A 15,761-nucleotide genomic window follows, 5' to 3' on the forward strand; every position below is an offset into this window, starting at 1 on the left:
TTCAAATAACGTAGAACGATTTGTATTTTTTCATCAGCTGTAAATTTAGCCATAGAAAAACTGCACCTCCAATTGTTAGACTGTGTCTAACAATTGGGGTGCAGTTCAATATTACATGGTCTCTTTTTATTATTCATTAATACTAAGTAAATGTGGAAAATATAGGGTGATTTGTAGTTTAATAGTAAAGAGAGTGATTAGTGTTAATTTACTTAGTTTTTAAAAAAGGATATAAATGTTTTAATAGGGGGGAGTAAAGTGAAATTTGTAAGCATTGAAAAAGAGGAGATCCTAATTGGAAATATGGCAAATTTGTATTGTAAAGTATTTGAGAAAACAAATTTCAATGAAATGATCAAGCGAATGAATAGGCATATAGAATATACAGGTTTTAAAGGTATAGTAGCAATAAATGATGAAAATGAAGTAGTTGGTTTTACTTATGGTTATCGCTCAATGGAGGGACAGTACTATAATCAATTAATGAGAGAAGCGTTACATCTAGAGCAAGTAGACGAATGGTTGCAAGATTGTTTTGAATTTGTAGAGTTAGCAGTTCACCCACAATATCAAAATAAAGGTCTTGGAACGAAATTACATAATAAATTACTAGAAGGGGTTTCAAATAGAACGAGTGTTTTAACAACACAAATAAACAATGAAAAAGCACGTTCGTTATATGAAAGATTAGATTGGATAAATGTATTGGAGCCATTTCATCCAAGTAAAAATGATGTTCCATATGTAATAATGGGAAAAGCATTAAAAACAAAAGTGAATTGATAATTATGGCATTCACAAAAATTATTGGTTTGTAATAATGAAGGGGAAAACAACAATGATATCTATAGAAAAAGCTACAATTTTAGATGCTGAGAAATTAACAGAAATAATGAAAAGAACATTTGATGCAGAAGCAAAACAATGGCTATACGGCCAAGATGATGTCATTGATTATAACATTCAACCGCCAGGATATTCTTCAGTTGAAATGATGGAATATTCCATTGAAGAATTGGATTCTTTCAAAGTTGTAATGGATAAAGAAATAATCGGAGGGATAATAGTTACGATTTCTGGTAAGTCGTACGGTCGAATTGATCGTATTTTTGTAGATCCTGTTTATCAAGGAAAAGGAATTGGATCACATGTTATGAAATTAATAGAAAAGGAATATCCAAACATAAAGATTTGGGATCTCGAAACATCTAGTAGACAAATTAATAATCATCACTTTTATAAAAAGATGGGCTACCAAATGATTTTTGAATCGGAAGATGAGTATTGTTACGTGAAAAGAATAAAAACAAGCTCAAATAAAGAGAGTGTAGTTGCAAATAAAGATATGAAAAATAGTCAATACGAAAACTGTAATTTAGCAAATACAGAGTATTATCAAGTGAATTTAAAAAACAGTTCATTTGTTGGTAGCAATATAATGAATACGAATATGAGTAATTGTAATGTAAGTCAATCAAAGTTTAGAAATATAAATTTTAGATGGTCATCATATGCAGATTTAAATCTTTCTGGTAGTAAATTTAATTTGGTGACTTTAGGTGGAGTGCAATTTAAAAATACAAGTCTCGGAGATGAGAAGGAACCTATTTTATTCGATAAATGTGATTTGGAAGGTAGCACCATAAGTAATAGTAATCTGAAAAATATTGAAATAGAAAATTGTGATATAGTCGGCATGAAACTAAATGGTATTCTGATCGAAAATTTGCTTAATTTATATAACAAGGTGAAAAGTTAACCATATAGTTGTTAATCTTTTTGGAAATTAAGTATTATATCGAAATAATTATGTAAAAATGACATAAAGAAATACGGTCGAGAAGGTCATTCGTGAACGTTTCTAGAATACACACAAATATATTGTTATTTATATGGAGGAGAGAAAGATGGGGATCAACGTTAGAGCAGTAGAAATACAAGATGCTAGAGCAATTCATCGTATATGTATACAGGATGACGTTTTACCGTATATGGTTTTCTTACCTAGCATGCGTGTAGAAGCTATGGAAAATAGAATTCGAAATTTAGCACCAAATCAATTTGAATTTGTTGCAGAATATGATGGAGAAATTGTTGGGTTTGTAGGTTTAACACAAAGTCCGGGACGAAGATCTCATTCAGGCGATTTATTCATTGGGGTTGATAGTGAATATCATAATAAAGGAATTGGGAAAGCACTTCTTACGAAGATGCTTGATTTGGCTGATAATTGGTTAATGTTAGAGAGAGTAGAACTAGGTGTGTTAGAAACGAATCCAAAAGCAAAAGCTTTATATGAAAAATTTGGATTTGTAGAAGAGGGAGTAAAGATAGGGAATTTGAAAGCTCACGGAAAGTTTATTAATGAAATTATGATGAGTCGTTTTAGACCGGATGGTTTAATTGTACATAATTAGCAGTTAAAAGCATGACATTATACTGTCATGCTTTTTTATTAGAATTTGGCTGTATTAAAAATAATACTAAACCAATAAAAATAACGGTAATTCCTAGTCCTTGTTGTAACGAAATGGTCTCATGTAATATAAAGTACGCTAGTATACAAGTGCCAATTGTTTCACCTAAAATACTCATTGAAATTACAGTAGCACTTATCCATTTTAATAACCAATTAAAAATGGTTTGTCCTAAAATTGTAGCAATGAAAGCTAATCCAATAAAGCACAACCAAGTTTGTGTAGAGTAATGGATGAAAGATTCTTGTTGCGTGAAAGCAAATATGCCAAGAAAGCCAGCACTACTTCCATAACTAATTATCGAATATGGTATAAGTGACAAATCTTTACGAACGTGTTGGCTAATGAAAAAGTAAGCAGTAATGATACCGGCAGCGATAAGTGCTAAAATATCTCCATATAAAGCTTCTCCACTAATTTGGAAATCTTGCCAGCCAATGATGATACTACCTGAAATAGCGATGAGGCAACCAATAACTGCTCCTTTCGTAAATCTCTCCTTAAATAAAAAATAACCACCAATCATTGAGAACAAAGGTTGTAACGTTACGATAACTGTAGAGCTTGCTACAGAAGTATATTGTAATGATTCAAACCATAGTACATAATGTGCAGCTAAAAATAGCCCAGATACGAATCCAAGTGCCCATTGTTTTTTCGTTAAAGTTTTTAGCTCATTTCGACTATTTTTATTAAATAGTAATAACGGTAACAGAATTAGTGTGGCAAAGAATAATCGGTAAAAAGCAATGATTGTCGCAGGAGCATCTGCCAATTTTACAAAAATAGCTGAAGTTGATAAGGCGAATACACCAAAAAATAAGATGCAATATGAAAGAATAGGTGATTTCAAAGTTTGTCCCTCCGATAGAATGTTTATTATAATAAACTTAATACGATATAATGTACAAAAGTAAGTATATAAGTCCCGGAGATAATAGGGAAGGGTTATTTGCCTTTGTTTAGTATGTCAGCACAAAGACAACGAAACATGCATTATGAGGGACGAAAGGAAGTTTTACTATGGTACATGATAGGCTTGGACAAACGGTATTAAGTTATCGTAAGAAAAATAATATGACAATTCGTGAATTTGCTGATTATGCAGGGATTAGTACGTCGTTAATTAGCCAAATTGAAAGAGGACATGCTAATCCTTCTTTAAATGTTTTGGAATTAATTGCAAAAGCATTAAATGTACCGCTGTTTACACTTTTTATTAACGATATTGATACAGATTCGCTCATTTCTAAGAAAAAAGATCGAAAAAAAGTATATCGGGAAAACAATGATCACATTGTATATGATGTATTAACACCTGATTTTATGAAAGCACGTATTGAAATGCTAATGATGGATTTAAATAAACAAGCAAACACAACAGAAAGCCATTATTCCCATGAAGATAAGGAAGAGATTGCTGTTATTATGAAAGGGGAAGTGTATGTGGAATTGGAGGGAAAAGAATATTTTTTAGAAGAAGGCGATGTTGTACGTATTCCACCGAATGTGAAGCATCGATTTTTGAATAAAAGTGATGAATCGAATCACATTTTATTTGTCCTGACACCATCTTTAGGATGAAAATATAGTGATTTTTATTAGGAGAGGAAGAAAATAGAAAATAAAAGTATTTTAAAAGGCGGTCTTTCAATTATTTCTCAATGTAAAAAAGAAACAAATGATATTTGGCATGCACATTTTGGAGCAGCTGCAATTGCTAGTTATTTTTTTATGAAAGATAATAATATTGATGAAGAAACAGCTCGTAATATGTATTCGCAAACAAGGATGATGCTGAACAAGAAAAAAATTGGTGAGATGATTGATGATAAAAAAGAAATAGATTTTAAAATTGCGGAAAATATGATTATAAAATCTTTAGAACAAACGATTGATGAGCTTCATTGGGTGGGGCATAACGTCATTTATGCGTCATTAAGTTTATTAGCTATGAAAGAGCTACAAAAATGGGGTGATAATCAAGCAATTGAAGGGATTACTACTCTTATTTTATCATTTCGAAAAACAATTCCAGGTAGATCGTGGATTGGTTATACGACGAAAGAAGTAAAACAATTAAGTTTTGAAGAGGAGATACAAAGTGAATTGAGTAATCCAACACAAGTATCTCAGTTCATTTTAAATGAGTTATCGAAATTTAATAATATTTATCGAGCGGAATCACATCATGATTTAATTGGGCATTTGCTTACATACTCCCACGCAATTAATATAATGTACGATTTAGGACATATAGATATATTTCAACGAGGGATACGTCCGCTGTTAAAACTAGTATACGTACTAAGAGCTAGCCAAAAGCTCAAGCTGAATACGGAAATAACTTTACACTCACCTATAGATCGATTACCTTTAATTCAATCTAAACGTGCAAATATTTTACCAACTGAAAATATATTTTGGATAAAAAACTATAGTGAATTCGATTGGGATTTTGGTCATGTATTTAAATTCTCATATAGTTATTTTAATCATATACAGAGAGCTCCAAATTATAAAGATATCACATTAGAAAAATTCCGTTATGTTATTAATTCTTAATGAACGTTAATGATCTGTAAAAGGAAGTTTAATCTAGTTTCTTTTTTTGTTAGTAGTATATTATTTTTTCAAATATGTAAGATTTTACATGCGTATTTTACTTTTACTAATTATGTAAGTAGGCTATACTGAAATACATACATTTTATTTTTGGAGAGATGTAAAACGACATGGAACTAGCGAAATTGGAAAAAGTAATTGAAATAAAAAAAGAAGAACTTTTATATTTAGTATCGGATTATGGAATTCAACATGAAAAAGTATTGGCATTGAGTCAAGAACTAGACAAATTAATCAATTACTTTATGTTTTTAAAATAAAGAGAACTATGACGGGGTTTGTAAATGTTATAGTTCTTTTTTATTAGGTAATTTGAAAATATATTAAAATATATTGTCTAATTTCTTACAGAATGCGCAACTTGCTAGTCGAATATAAGGACTTTTGGTTATAATAAAAAGGAATTATTAATTGTATCGGTTAGGAGCGCAGCACATATGAAAACAGTTGTTGTTATCGGTGGAGGTATAACGGGACTTTCTACTATGTTTTATTTAGAAAAATTAAAAAAGGATTATAATATCGATTTAAATTTAATTCTTATTGAGAAAGAAGAGTATTTAGGTGGTAAAATCCATAGTGTGGAAGAAAAAGATTTCATTATGGAGTCAGGGGCGGATTCAATCGTTGCTCGTAATGAACATGTTATGCCACTTGTAAAAGATTTAAATTTAGAAAATGAAATGGTATATAATGAAACGGGTATTTCTTACATATATTCTGAAAACATGTTACATCCAATTCCTTCTGATACTATATTTGGGATACCGATGAGTGCCCGGTCGTTGTTTAGCAGTACGCTAGTCTCAACGAAGGGGAAAATCGTAGCTTTAAAAGATTTCATAACGAAAAATAAAGAGTTTACGAAAGATACATCACTTGCTCTATTTTTAGAAAGCTTTTTAGGGAAAGAGTTAGTGGAAAGACAAATTGCTCCTGTGCTTTCAGGCGTATATTCTGGTAAATTGAATGAGCTTACAATGGCATCTACATTACCGTATTTACTGGATTATAAAAATAAGTATGGAAGTATTATTAAAGGTTTTGAAGAGAATAAAAAACAATTTCAATCAGCAGGAAATAAAAAATTCGTATCATTTAAGGGTGGACTATCTACGATAATTAATCGCTTAGAAGAAGTGCTGACTGAAACTGTCGTAAAAAAAGGTGCTATAACGACGGCTGTAAGTAAACAAGAAGATCGATATGAGATTTCTTTTGCAAATCATGAAACAATACAAGCTGATTATGTTGTTTTAGCAGCTCCACATGATATAGCGCAAACTTTATTACAGTCTAATGAGTTAAATGAGCAGTTTAATACATTTAAAAACTCATCTCTTATTAGTATTTATTTAGGATTTGACATACTAGATGAACAACTACCAGCTGACGGTACGGGGTTTATTGTAACGGAAAACAGTGATTTACATTGTGATGCTTGTACATGGACAAGTCGAAAGTGGAAACACACATCGGGTAAACAAAAATTATTAGTTAGAATGTTTTATAAGAGTACCAATCCGGTATATGAAACAATCAAGGATTACAGTGAAGAAGAATTAGTACGAGTAGCTTTATATGATATTGAAAAGAGTCTCGGAATTAAAGGTGAACCAGAAGTAGTTGAAGTTACAAATTGGAAAGATTTAATGCCGAAATATCATTTAGAACATAATCAAGCGGTTCAAGCATTGCAAGAAAAAATGACAAATCTTTATCCAAATGTATATTTAGCTGGTGCCTCATATTACGGTGTTGGAATTGGTGCGTGTATTGGAAATGGAAAGAATATTGCCAATGAAATAATGGCTACATTAAATAAATAATACTGTAGAATAAATAAAAACTGTTCCTTCAGCAAAATGAAGGAACAGTTTTTATTTATTTTATTTGAATGGAAATTTTATTGTTTTTTACATTGTTTTCTTTTATTGTTAATGTTATTTCTCCAGATTCTTTAAATGAATACGGTGATAGTTGATAAATATCTTTTATATCATGTTTTTCTTGTAATTTACTTATCGGTATTAATACGATATTTGGCTTCCATGTTTCTTGTTTTCCTGAAGGATATTCTATAAGTATTACCGGATTTTTTAACTGCATTTTTTTCCAAGAGACGAAATATAGTTGAACTTCTGTATCTTTTTTTAATAATTCTTCGGAGAAATAACCGAATTCGCCTACATTACCGAAAACAGTGTGGTTTTGATTTTTTAATTTAATATCTAAATAACTAGGTTGATATGTTACTGCATGATAAGTTCCATATGAAAGTGAGAGTATGGCAGCGATTAAAATACCGATTGAAAATGTCTTAAAGCTATTGCCTTTAAAGTTAGTCATCATGAATGAGTTTGGTGTGAATTTTTTTGCGAATAAAAAAATAAGTAATATGAGTAAGAGGGATAAGCCGATGAATATATACATAGGAAATTTACACCTCCACAATAAAATAATATATTAACTATATTTTACCATAAATGTATGGGGTAGGGTGGTTGTTTGGAAGGAGAAAATGAAGAAACAATTTTTTTACAGTTCTTGATAATTTGAAATTCGATTTATGGAAATTATAGCGTAATGTTTGAGTAGTAATCAGAAGGTATCCAATTCGTGTATATAGAATAAAGAGGGAATGCGTCATTAGAAATGTTTGATTTATGGAACAATAAGGACTTTACTAATTATAAATATTTTTTCTGATATAATGAATGAGTAGAGAGAAAGGAGTGATCCTATGGCATTTCCTATATTAGAAACAGAACGCTTACGTTTAGTTGAAATAGAACAATCTTATTGTCAAAAAATATATGAAATCTTTTCATTGGATGAAGTAACGTGTTATTACGGTATGAATTCTTTTACGGAGTTTGGACAAGCTTCACGTATGATCGAATCTTTTTCGAAAAATTACTTTGAGAAAAAGGCAATACGATGGGGAATTGTGTTAAAAGAAACGAACGTTTTAATAGGAACAATTGGACTAAACAATTTACAATTATGGAGTAAACGATCTGAGATTGGATATGACCTGCATCCTCGTTATTGGGGAAATGGTTATGCGTCAGAAGCGGCTCGAGAAATTATTGATTATGGGTTTAAAGATTTGGGTTTGTTTAGAATTGGAGCTATTACATATCCTGAAAATGTTACTTCTTGTAGAATGTTATCTAAAATCGGCTTTCAAAAGGAAGGTCTATTGCGCGGATATATTCATCAAGGAAATAAGCAACACGATGCATTATTGTATTCTATAGTGCGAACTGATGTTGAGGACATAAATTTATAATAAAAAAAAACCTCTTAATTAAAAGAGGTTTTTTTTTATTATAAATTAACCTAATTTAGGTAATAAACGTTCTCCGCTTTTCATGCTACTTTTACATAAAGGGCATTTAGGCTCTTCTTCAAATGAAAAGTTCTTTCTCATCCATCCTAAACAATCCTCTGATTCACATTCCCAAACAGGGGTTTGTTCTGGTGGTACTTCTGCTACATCGTTCTTTCGATTGCGATACATGTAACCACTCCTTTTATGTAAAAAATTTTAGTTATATATTAAAAAGGTTGTTAACCTTGCTGGTAACAACCTTTTTATTGTTTGAATTATAGCTTTACAACGTTTTTAGCTTGAGGTCCGCGGTTACCTTCTTCAACTTCGAAGCTAACTTCTTGACCTTCGTCAAGAGACTTGAAGCCGTCGCCAGTGATAGCTGAGAAGTGAACGAATACGTCGTTACCGTCTGCAACTTCGATGAAACCGAAACCTTTTTCGCTGTTAAACCATTTTACTTTACCTGTTAATGTCATGGTAATGCCTCCTAAAAGTAGAAAATTACAATATGATCGGCCTTATTTGAATGAAAATAAAAGTTCACATATTATCAAAAACCCATAAGGAGTACAAAATGTCCCTGATTGATACTTGATAATATGCAAAGAAAATATAGTGTTAAATTGACCTTAATTACTATCTTACAACAAATGGTGGGAAATAGCAAGTGCTGGTAATACCACTGAGTAATCTGGGTGATAATAGTAAAGGCACAAAGGTATCTCTTTTATTTATATATTATTCCTAATTTGAATTTATTCCAAACAAAAATTATTTATATGAAAAAATAAGTTTAAATAAAAGGCTAAATATTATTTTAATATTGCTGATGAGTACCATAATTAGGAGGATAGAATATTGCAAAATAAACAATTTAAAATAATTGAAGCAGCAAAAGAAGGAAGAAGAAAAGTTCATCCTGTTTTTGCTGTCATACTCGCGATTATATTTTTAACTTTAGGTGAATTATTTATGTTGTTTATGCTGATTTTACCGAAAGCAGAAACATCTTTTATGAAGGCGATTTATAGCGACATTGAGATGATATTAACGTTTGGCGGCGCAATATTTTTTGTGTTTTTATGGATTAGATTTGTAGAGAAAAGATCATTTTCATCCATTGGTTTTTGGAGAAATCAATGGATAAGAAAATATTTGAGAGGTACATTAATAGGATTTGTTTTCATTTCAATACCAGTAATTTTACTTCTATTAGCAGGAGTTGTAACATTACAAATACAAAAAATTACAGTAACCGCTATATTGGGTATTGTAGGTTCTTTAGTTGCATTTTTAATACAAGGGGCAACGGAAGAAATTATTGTACGAGGTTGGTTATTCCCGGTTCTTTCTGTTAGAAGTCGTATATGGGTTGGGATTGTTGTGACGTCTTTCTTATTTGGTTTTCTTCATTTACTTAATCCAGGTATTACAATTCTTTCAATATCGAATATAATATTAGTTGGTGTATTTGCAGCTTTTTACGTTTTAAAAGACAGTAGTCTGTGGGGGATTTGCGCATGGCATTCCATTTGGAATTGGGCACAATATAACGTCTACGGTTTTGCAGTTAGCGGGATGACCATATATTCAACTCCGCTATTTAAACCTGCAACAAATGGCCCCGAATTCCTTCATGGAGGCACGTTCGGAATTGAAGGTAGTATCATTACAACAATCATGCTCGCTATTGCTTCAATTGTTTTATGGAGAAAGTTATGGGGAAGAAAAGTGAAACAACGAAATTTTAGTTAATGAAAGAGGGAGAAACTATGGGGATAATAGCATTTGAGGGAGCAAGCGCTGTTGGTAAAAGTACCACGTGCCGTGAATTAGAAAAGAATTATGGTGCTTATATAATACCTGAAGTGAATTCTTTATTTGAAAGGCCAAAAAATGAACATAGAACATGGTATTTTGAAAAACAAGTTGAGCGCTGGAATATAGCTGTTCAGAAGTCGGAGCAATATGAATTAGTAATACTTGATGGGGATATATATCAACCACTTAGTTATAATTGGTGTTTTCATTTTGATATATTTAATCAGCCATTATCTGTAATAGAAAATTTTTATAAAGAAAAGATGGTAAATAGGGAAATTGGTTTTCCGGATCAATATTTTTATTTATATACGAACGATGAAGAACTTAGAAAGCGGAAAGTATATGATGAAACGAAAAGAAGGAGAAACTTTGAAAAACATTTACATATATCAAAATCGTTTCAGCGTTATTATGAAAATTTAAATACTGTTACAGATGGGTATTGTAAATTAATTGAGGCGAAAAGTGTAAAATCGAATGAAATAGAAATTGTAAATAATTTAAACAGTTTAAATGTTTGTGAAGAAAGACGTTTTGATGTTTCGAGGTTAGATGCTATTACGAAGTGGTTAAAAGAAAATCGTGCATAAAGTAAAAACAACGAGTGTTGTAGAACGCGCTCGTTGTTTTTTTGCTTCTTTATAAATATAAAGGAAAAATTTGTAGAATACTTTCAATATTTAACAGAATAATCTTTCAATTTTAAAGGAAAAGAAATACAATATGAGAAAGTATATATAAATAATATGATAGGGGATGGGATGCGATATTTTAAATGAAGTAACAGTTTTTATATAAAAAATAATTAGGTAGTCAGAACAGAGATATTTGGGAGGAAACAAGCGCGATGAAAACACTATTTAAAATAATCGGTATTCTAGCTGGTATGGCGGTAATCGGAGTAGGTTTAACATATGGTATGCTGCATTATTTAAATAATAGTAAACCAGCTGAGAAAAAGGCATCACCAGCTGCTCCAGCAGTAGAAGTACTAGCTGATAGTAACGTAAAAGCAGAAGATGCAAAGCTTTTAGAAAATGGCAATTATTCATTGCCGAATAGTGGTTTTAATAAAAATTTTAAATGGACAGATGAGAACATACAGACAGCATTACATGAAATGGCACATCAAAAAGCGAAAGCTGATCAAAAGTGGGGCTATATTTTTATTACACAAGAACGGATTGAAAGTTTAATTGATATTGTAAAGAGTAATGATCTTGTACAGGGAAGTACATATGTAGAAATTTTAGAACGATGGAAACAAGGAAAATATGAAAAAGTTGATGGGGATCATAATAAGATTTGGAAATTACAAAGTGGGAATTTAGGAGAAGGAAAAGGAGTAATGTCGGAAGCTGAGCAAAAAGAATTAATTAATCAAGTGTTTATGAACAAAGGTACATATTCAGGTAGTAAATTAATTGCAGGTGGGGGACAGACTAATAAATAATATACTAATTAATGAAAGAGAGTAATTGCTTATTAGGCAATTACTCTTTTTATATGTACTTCTTAATTTCTTAATCTCGTTCAAGTAAGGAAAGAAACGACTGTAATACCGGGGAAATCCATCTAGATTTATGATAGATTACATGACTTTGAATAACGGATGGAGTTTCGATAGGCTGAAAACATAGTTGTTCTTTTTGGCAACTTTCTTGTACAACGATATAAGGAAGAATTGAAATGCCTAACTCACACATGACGGATTGTTTAATGACTTCAACATTGGAAGTTTCAAATGTTTTAGCTGGAATATTTTCGCTTTGACGTAAAAAACGATCTACCATTGGCCTATAGCCGCAGCTTTGTTCTGTAAAAATGAACTGGGTGTCCTGTAATAACTGGAATGGATTTGTATGTGCAGCGGAATAAGCTGGTAAAATCCATCCAAATGTTTCATTACTAAAAGTTCGCGTAATAAAATCATTATGTTCTATACTTTCTCCAATTATGAAGACAACGTCTGTTTCTCCTTCACGTAATTTTTGTAATGCTTGTTCATTTGTGTTTGTTTCAAGTACGATATTTACTTTCGGATTTTTCTGTTTGTAAGTACGTAATAACTTTGGTAATCGGTATACCGCTAATGATTCATTAGATGTAATACTTAATGTACCTTCTAAATAATCTGTATTTTGGGGGATTTCTTGCGCTTTTTCATATATTGAAAGTAATTCTAATGCATAAGGATGAAATTGATGACCTGCTTTTGTAAGTAGCACTTTTTTCCCTAACCGATCGAAAAGAGGAATATGTAAATCGTTCTCTAAAGCTTTCATATGTGCTGTAACAGTAGATTGCGCATAACCTAGCGCATGCGCAGCTTTAGAAAAATTACCATACTTCACAATGGCGCAAAATGTTTTAACATGTCTCATTTCCATAAGCGATCCCTCTTTTATTATCATGATTTGTGAATGATTATATCATGTATTTTAATTTTCCAAATGATTAAATTCTGTATAAAATGAAATTGTAGAAATATTCATTCAGGTGATATTGGAGGAGAAAAGATGATCAAAAAGGGCTATCATGTAGCTGTTGTTGGGGCTACAGGTGCGGTAGGGCAAAAAATTATTGAACTGTTAGAGAATGAAATGAAGTTTAATATAGTTGAAGTTACATTGCTTTCGTCAAAACGATCCGCTGGTAAGAAAGTAAGATTCAAAGGACGAGAGATAATTATACAAGAGGCAAAAACAACTAGCTTTGAAGGTGTAGATATTGCCTTTTTTAGCGCTGGGGGAGAAGTATCTAGACAATTTGTAACTCATGCAGTTTCTAGTGGTGCGATTGTAATTGATAACACTAGTGAGTACCGAATGGCACAAGGTGTACCGCTCGTTGTTCCGGAAGTGAATGCGCACACTTTAAAACAGCATAAAGGTATCATTGCAGTTCCAAATTGTTCAGCATTACAGATGGTAACAGCACTTCAGCCGATTCGAAAATTATTTGGTTTAGAAAGAATTATCGTTTCAACATATCAAGCTGTATCGGGTTCTGGCATTCATGCGATTCATGAATTACAAGAGCAGGCTAAGTCTATACTTGCAGGTGAAGAAGTGAAGAGTGATATATTACCGGTGAAAAAAGATAAAAAACATTATCCAATAGCATTTAATGTACTGCCTCAAGTAGATATATTTACAGACAATGATTTTACTTTTGAAGAAGTCAAAATGATTCAAGAAACGAAGAAAATATTAGAAGATGAAAACCTGAAAATGGCAGCTACTTGTGTACGTGTTCCAGTTGTATCGGGGCATTCAGAATCGGTTTATATAGAACTGGAAAAAGAAGCAAGCGTTGCGGAAATCAAGGAAATACTAATGGATGCACCAGGTGTTATTTTGCAGGATAACCCTAGTGAACAGCTGTATCCAATGCCATTATATGCAGAAGGGAAAATAGATACATTTGTCGGAAGAATACGTAAAGATCCTGATACGCCAAACGGATTCCACCTCTGGATTGTTTCCGATAACCTATTAAAAGGTGCGGCTTGGAATTCAGTTCAAATCGCAGAGACTTTAGTGGAAAAGGGGATACTTTAATATAGTTTAAAAAACTGGGGAATCGTTAATGATTCCCCAGTTTGTATTTCATAATTGTTTTCTTTATTTCGGCCAACTTTAATTAAAATTAGTCGTTATTGAATTTTTATAAATATCTACTTTATGTGCAGTGAAGCGTAAGGTTTTGGATTCTGCATGAATTGTAAGATTAATAATAATCGATAACGGCATTTCGACCGTTTTCACAATATCTTCTATAGCAATATACTCATTTTTTGCTTCCTTGTAATAAACAACAGAACGAATTACTGCCTCGTTATTTTCAATGTCAATTTCACACATCATAGGGAATTTTTCTCCATTATGTAAGAATAGTTCACCTAGTACGATTGAACCGTTTAATTCTTCTGTAAAATTAGTAGTTGCCGCTGGTTTTACCCATGTTTCGTCATGTTCTTCGTTTTCTTCTTCATCTATTGCCCATTCCCAAATGGGGTTTTGTTTTAAGTCCTCAATAGTTAATTTATCAATTGGTTTGCAACTACTCATACATAAATTCTCCTTTTATTTTGATAAATAAGTTTTTTGATTTCATGAATTAGATGATTGCTTATAAGTGGGTTTAACAAAGTATTTTGCTCATTTGATATCCAAACTACTTTATTTTGAAATAAAGCTATTACAGCAATATTAACAAAACTTTAATTTTCTAGTAAATAATTATTAGTGGAGATATTAAAATGGGATGGTGTTAAAGAAAGATAGTAAAAAACATCAAGGATGCATGAAATCCATTTGGTATGATATGGATATATCCAATATGAGGGGGAGTTTGATGTATCAAGTAAAGGGGTATTTTTCATCATTAAAAGGAAGTTATTATGAGATTGGAAAGCAACAAGGGGAATTCGTGAAACGAAATCCGTATCTCATCCCGCAATTTATACACGAAGAAAATGTAATATCTAATAACCATTGGACAGAATCGAGAAATATACTAAACAAACATTGTCCAGGCATAAATGAAGAAATTGAGGGGTTTTGTGAAGTGTTAAAAATTCCTTCAAAAAATATGATGTATTACTATCAAACACTATTGAAAGCAGGGTGTAGTCATTGTGCAGTATTACCTGAAAAGACCGATTTAGAGCACACATATGTATTAAGGAATTATGATTTGTCACCAGTAATAGATGATATGCGTTTTTGCTCGACGCATGTTGAAGGTGCGTATGCACATAGTGGTTTTTCTACTCAATATTTTGGTCGAACAGAAGGGATAAACGAACATGGATTATCTGTTACATTTTCAGCATGTGGTCAACCAGTAGGAAACATTGCAGGTTTAAGAAAGCCAATGGTGAATGGTTTACAATGTTTTGCGGTAATTCGATTGTTGTTGGAGAAATGTAAAAATGTGCAGGAAGCTAAGTTACTAATAGAAGAAATCCCAATTGCTAGTAATATTAATTTAATAATAGCTGATCCTTTAAATGCAGCATATATTGAAATATTTGACGGTCATAAATCGACAATAACGATTGATGGTAAAAAACAAGCTTTTATTGTATCAACAAACCATGCAATTAGTTCATCAATTCAGAAATTAAATAATAGGAAATTAGAACAATCTACAAAGAGATATCACGTTTTACATGAGCATTTAAATAGATATGAACAAGTGAGCATAGAGTCTTTAAAAGAGTTAGTAGAAGAAGAATATCCTGCTGGACTAACTGTACATAACTATGAAGAATGGTTTGGAACTTTACATTCTGTATTATTCGATTTACATGATCGTACAATGAAGATTTGTTTCGGATCACCACTTTTAAACGACTGGTACTCATTGAAAGTTGGAGGAAGTATGCCGTTTTCTGAGGTGAACGTGAACTTTAAAAATAAAACTTATACTGACTTTTGGAGGGAAGATAAGAATAAATTGATGCCTAAAAGATAAATGGGACAAGA

Annotated in this window: 19 protein-coding genes; 13 read left to right on the forward strand and 6 right to left on the reverse strand. The window is 31.7% G+C overall.

Features of this window, described 5'->3' with window-relative positions; translation table 11 throughout:
• Nucleotides 1-258 precede the first annotated feature (258 nt).
• The 3 genes from ACS2FK_RS25005 (at nucleotide 259) to ACS2FK_RS25015 (ending at nucleotide 2,417) form a co-directional block, all read left to right on the forward strand.
• Nucleotides 259-783 (forward strand): GNAT family N-acetyltransferase, encoded by a 525-nt coding sequence (locus ACS2FK_RS25005; RefSeq protein ID WP_000673976.1) that lies wholly within the window; start codon nucleotides 259-261, stop codon nucleotides 781-783.
• 37 nt (nucleotides 784-820) lie between these two features.
• Nucleotides 821-1,759 (forward strand): GNAT family N-acetyltransferase, encoded by a 939-nt coding sequence (locus tag ACS2FK_RS25010; RefSeq protein ID WP_063547204.1) that lies wholly within the window; start codon nucleotides 821-823, stop codon nucleotides 1,757-1,759.
• A gap of 148 nt (nucleotides 1,760-1,907) precedes the next feature.
• Nucleotides 1,908-2,417, forward strand: a complete 510-nt coding sequence (locus ACS2FK_RS25015) for a GNAT family N-acetyltransferase (protein WP_063547205.1) — start codon at nucleotides 1,908-1,910, stop codon at nucleotides 2,415-2,417.
• 25 nt (nucleotides 2,418-2,442) lie between these two features.
• On the opposite strand, the gene ACS2FK_RS25020 is transcribed toward ACS2FK_RS25015, so the two are convergent.
• A complete protein-coding gene (locus ACS2FK_RS25020; protein ID WP_063547206.1) occupies nucleotides 2,443-3,330 on the reverse strand; it encodes a DMT family transporter in 888 nt (295 codons plus the stop codon).
• A 170-nt stretch (nucleotides 3,331-3,500) separates the two neighbouring features.
• Between ACS2FK_RS25020 and ACS2FK_RS25025 the strand changes: the two genes are divergently transcribed.
• From ACS2FK_RS25025 to ACS2FK_RS25040, 4 genes are all read left to right on the forward strand, one after another.
• Nucleotides 3,501-4,061: a helix-turn-helix domain-containing protein gene (locus tag ACS2FK_RS25025; protein ID WP_053564531.1), complete on the forward strand. Its 561-nt coding sequence runs from the start codon at nucleotides 3,501-3,503 to the stop codon at nucleotides 4,059-4,061.
• Between the two features lie 33 nt (nucleotides 4,062-4,094).
• The gene (locus ACS2FK_RS25030; protein WP_063547207.1) at nucleotides 4,095-5,042 is read left to right on the forward strand and encodes a hypothetical protein; all 948 of its coding nucleotides are present in this window, start codon (nucleotides 4,095-4,097) and stop codon (nucleotides 5,040-5,042) included.
• Between the two features lie 170 nt (nucleotides 5,043-5,212).
• Nucleotides 5,213-5,362: an aspartyl-phosphate phosphatase Spo0E family protein gene (locus ACS2FK_RS25035; RefSeq protein WP_000417698.1), complete on the forward strand. Its 150-nt coding sequence runs from the start codon at nucleotides 5,213-5,215 to the stop codon at nucleotides 5,360-5,362.
• Nucleotides 5,363-5,539: 177 nt separating this feature from the next.
• Nucleotides 5,540-6,931, forward strand: a complete 1,392-nt coding sequence (locus tag ACS2FK_RS25040) for a protoporphyrinogen oxidase (RefSeq protein ID WP_061661081.1) — start codon at nucleotides 5,540-5,542, stop codon at nucleotides 6,929-6,931.
• Between the two features lie 55 nt (nucleotides 6,932-6,986).
• On the opposite strand, the gene ACS2FK_RS25045 is transcribed toward ACS2FK_RS25040, so the two are convergent.
• Nucleotides 6,987-7,535 (reverse strand): hypothetical protein, encoded by a 549-nt coding sequence (locus ACS2FK_RS25045; RefSeq protein ID WP_063547208.1) that lies wholly within the window; start codon nucleotides 7,533-7,535, stop codon nucleotides 6,987-6,989.
• A 310-nt stretch (nucleotides 7,536-7,845) separates the two neighbouring features.
• Here ACS2FK_RS25045 and ACS2FK_RS25050 point away from each other — a divergent pair, with 310 nt between their 5' ends.
• A complete protein-coding gene (locus ACS2FK_RS25050) occupies nucleotides 7,846-8,397 on the forward strand; it encodes a GNAT family N-acetyltransferase (protein ID WP_053564527.1) in 552 nt (183 codons plus the stop codon).
• Between the two features lie 45 nt (nucleotides 8,398-8,442).
• On the opposite strand, the gene ACS2FK_RS25055 is transcribed toward ACS2FK_RS25050, so the two are convergent.
• Both ACS2FK_RS25055 and cspD read right to left on the reverse strand, forming a co-directional pair.
• Nucleotides 8,443-8,628, reverse strand: coding sequence for a cold-shock protein (locus ACS2FK_RS25055; protein ID WP_000286203.1), 186 nt, complete (start codon nucleotides 8,626-8,628; stop codon nucleotides 8,443-8,445).
• 86 nt (nucleotides 8,629-8,714) lie between these two features.
• Nucleotides 8,715-8,918 carry a cold-shock protein CspD gene (cspD, locus tag ACS2FK_RS25060; protein ID WP_000176366.1) on the reverse strand — a complete coding sequence of 68 codons (204 nt, stop codon included), beginning with the start codon at nucleotides 8,916-8,918 and terminating at the stop codon, nucleotides 8,715-8,717.
• A 382-nt stretch (nucleotides 8,919-9,300) separates the two neighbouring features.
• Between cspD and ACS2FK_RS25065 the strand changes: the two genes are divergently transcribed.
• The 3 genes from ACS2FK_RS25065 (at nucleotide 9,301) to ACS2FK_RS25075 (ending at nucleotide 11,719) form a co-directional block, all read left to right on the forward strand.
• The gene (locus ACS2FK_RS25065) at nucleotides 9,301-10,197 is read left to right on the forward strand and encodes a CPBP family intramembrane glutamic endopeptidase (RefSeq protein ID WP_063547209.1); all 897 of its coding nucleotides are present in this window, start codon (nucleotides 9,301-9,303) and stop codon (nucleotides 10,195-10,197) included.
• Nucleotides 10,197-10,856 carry an AAA family ATPase gene (locus ACS2FK_RS25070; protein WP_142338410.1) on the forward strand — a complete coding sequence of 220 codons (660 nt, stop codon included), beginning with the start codon at nucleotides 10,197-10,199 and terminating at the stop codon, nucleotides 10,854-10,856. Before ACS2FK_RS25065 ends, ACS2FK_RS25070 begins: the two co-directional genes overlap by 1 nt.
• A gap of 257 nt (nucleotides 10,857-11,113) precedes the next feature.
• Nucleotides 11,114-11,719 (forward strand): PRK06770 family protein, encoded by a 606-nt coding sequence (locus ACS2FK_RS25075; RefSeq protein WP_063547211.1) that lies wholly within the window; start codon nucleotides 11,114-11,116, stop codon nucleotides 11,717-11,719.
• A 70-nt stretch (nucleotides 11,720-11,789) separates the two neighbouring features.
• Here the strand turns inward: ACS2FK_RS25075 and ACS2FK_RS25080 are convergent, their stop codons facing one another.
• Entirely contained in the window at nucleotides 11,790-12,656 is an 867-nt protein-coding gene (locus ACS2FK_RS25080; protein WP_063547212.1) for a LysR family transcriptional regulator, read from the reverse strand.
• Between the two features lie 129 nt (nucleotides 12,657-12,785).
• Here ACS2FK_RS25080 and ACS2FK_RS25085 point away from each other — a divergent pair, with 129 nt between their 5' ends.
• The gene (locus ACS2FK_RS25085) at nucleotides 12,786-13,829 is read left to right on the forward strand and encodes an aspartate-semialdehyde dehydrogenase (RefSeq protein ID WP_063547213.1); all 1,044 of its coding nucleotides are present in this window, start codon (nucleotides 12,786-12,788) and stop codon (nucleotides 13,827-13,829) included.
• Nucleotides 13,830-13,907: 78 nt separating this feature from the next.
• Here ACS2FK_RS25085 and ACS2FK_RS25090 read toward each other — a convergent pair whose 3' ends face one another.
• Nucleotides 13,908-14,339, reverse strand: coding sequence for a hypothetical protein (locus ACS2FK_RS25090; protein ID WP_063547214.1), 432 nt, complete (start codon nucleotides 14,337-14,339; stop codon nucleotides 13,908-13,910).
• A gap of 286 nt (nucleotides 14,340-14,625) precedes the next feature.
• Here ACS2FK_RS25090 and ACS2FK_RS25095 point away from each other — a divergent pair, with 286 nt between their 5' ends.
• Nucleotides 14,626-15,750: a C45 family autoproteolytic acyltransferase/hydolase gene (locus ACS2FK_RS25095; protein WP_063547215.1), complete on the forward strand. Its 1,125-nt coding sequence runs from the start codon at nucleotides 14,626-14,628 to the stop codon at nucleotides 15,748-15,750.
• Nucleotides 15,751-15,761: the final 11 nt, after the last annotated feature.

It is taken from the genome of Bacillus cereus group sp. BceL220 (assembly GCF_051776965.1).
GTDB lineage: Bacteria > Bacillota > Bacilli > Bacillales > Bacillaceae_G > Bacillus_A > Bacillus_A cereus.

Excerpts from the sequence above, each read along its gene's own strand:
- ACS2FK_RS25090 (WP_063547214.1), bottom strand. The coding sequence starts at position 14,339 with ATGAGTAGTTGCAAACCAATTGATAAATTAACTATTGAGGACTTAAAA.
- ACS2FK_RS25075 (WP_063547211.1), top strand. The coding sequence starts at position 11,114 with ATGAAAACACTATTTAAAATAATCGGTATTCTAGCTGGTATGGCGGTA.
- ACS2FK_RS25055 (WP_000286203.1), bottom strand. The coding sequence starts at position 8,628 with ATGTATCGCAATCGAAAGAACGATGTAGCAGAAGTACCACCAGAACAA.
- ACS2FK_RS25085 (WP_063547213.1), top strand. The coding sequence starts at position 12,786 with ATGATCAAAAAGGGCTATCATGTAGCTGTTGTTGGGGCTACAGGTGCG.
- cspD (WP_000176366.1), bottom strand. The coding sequence starts at position 8,918 with ATGACATTAACAGGTAAAGTAAAATGGTTTAACAGCGAAAAAGGTTTC.
- ACS2FK_RS25050 (WP_053564527.1), top strand. The coding sequence starts at position 7,846 with ATGGCATTTCCTATATTAGAAACAGAACGCTTACGTTTAGTTGAAATA.
- ACS2FK_RS25015 (WP_063547205.1), top strand. The coding sequence starts at position 1,908 with ATGGGGATCAACGTTAGAGCAGTAGAAATACAAGATGCTAGAGCAATT.
- ACS2FK_RS25040 (WP_061661081.1), top strand. The coding sequence starts at position 5,540 with ATGAAAACAGTTGTTGTTATCGGTGGAGGTATAACGGGACTTTCTACT.
- ACS2FK_RS25070 (WP_142338410.1), top strand. The coding sequence starts at position 10,197 with ATGAAAGAGGGAGAAACTATGGGGATAATAGCATTTGAGGGAGCAAGC.
- ACS2FK_RS25025 (WP_053564531.1), top strand. The coding sequence starts at position 3,501 with ATGGTACATGATAGGCTTGGACAAACGGTATTAAGTTATCGTAAGAAA.
- ACS2FK_RS25080 (WP_063547212.1), bottom strand. The coding sequence starts at position 12,656 with ATGGAAATGAGACATGTTAAAACATTTTGCGCCATTGTGAAGTATGGT.
- ACS2FK_RS25095 (WP_063547215.1), top strand. The coding sequence starts at position 14,626 with ATGTATCAAGTAAAGGGGTATTTTTCATCATTAAAAGGAAGTTATTAT.
- ACS2FK_RS25010 (WP_063547204.1), top strand. The coding sequence starts at position 821 with ATGAAGGGGAAAACAACAATGATATCTATAGAAAAAGCTACAATTTTA.
- ACS2FK_RS25045 (WP_063547208.1), bottom strand. The coding sequence starts at position 7,535 with ATGTATATATTCATCGGCTTATCCCTCTTACTCATATTACTTATTTTT.
- ACS2FK_RS25035 (WP_000417698.1), top strand. The coding sequence starts at position 5,213 with ATGGAACTAGCGAAATTGGAAAAAGTAATTGAAATAAAAAAAGAAGAA.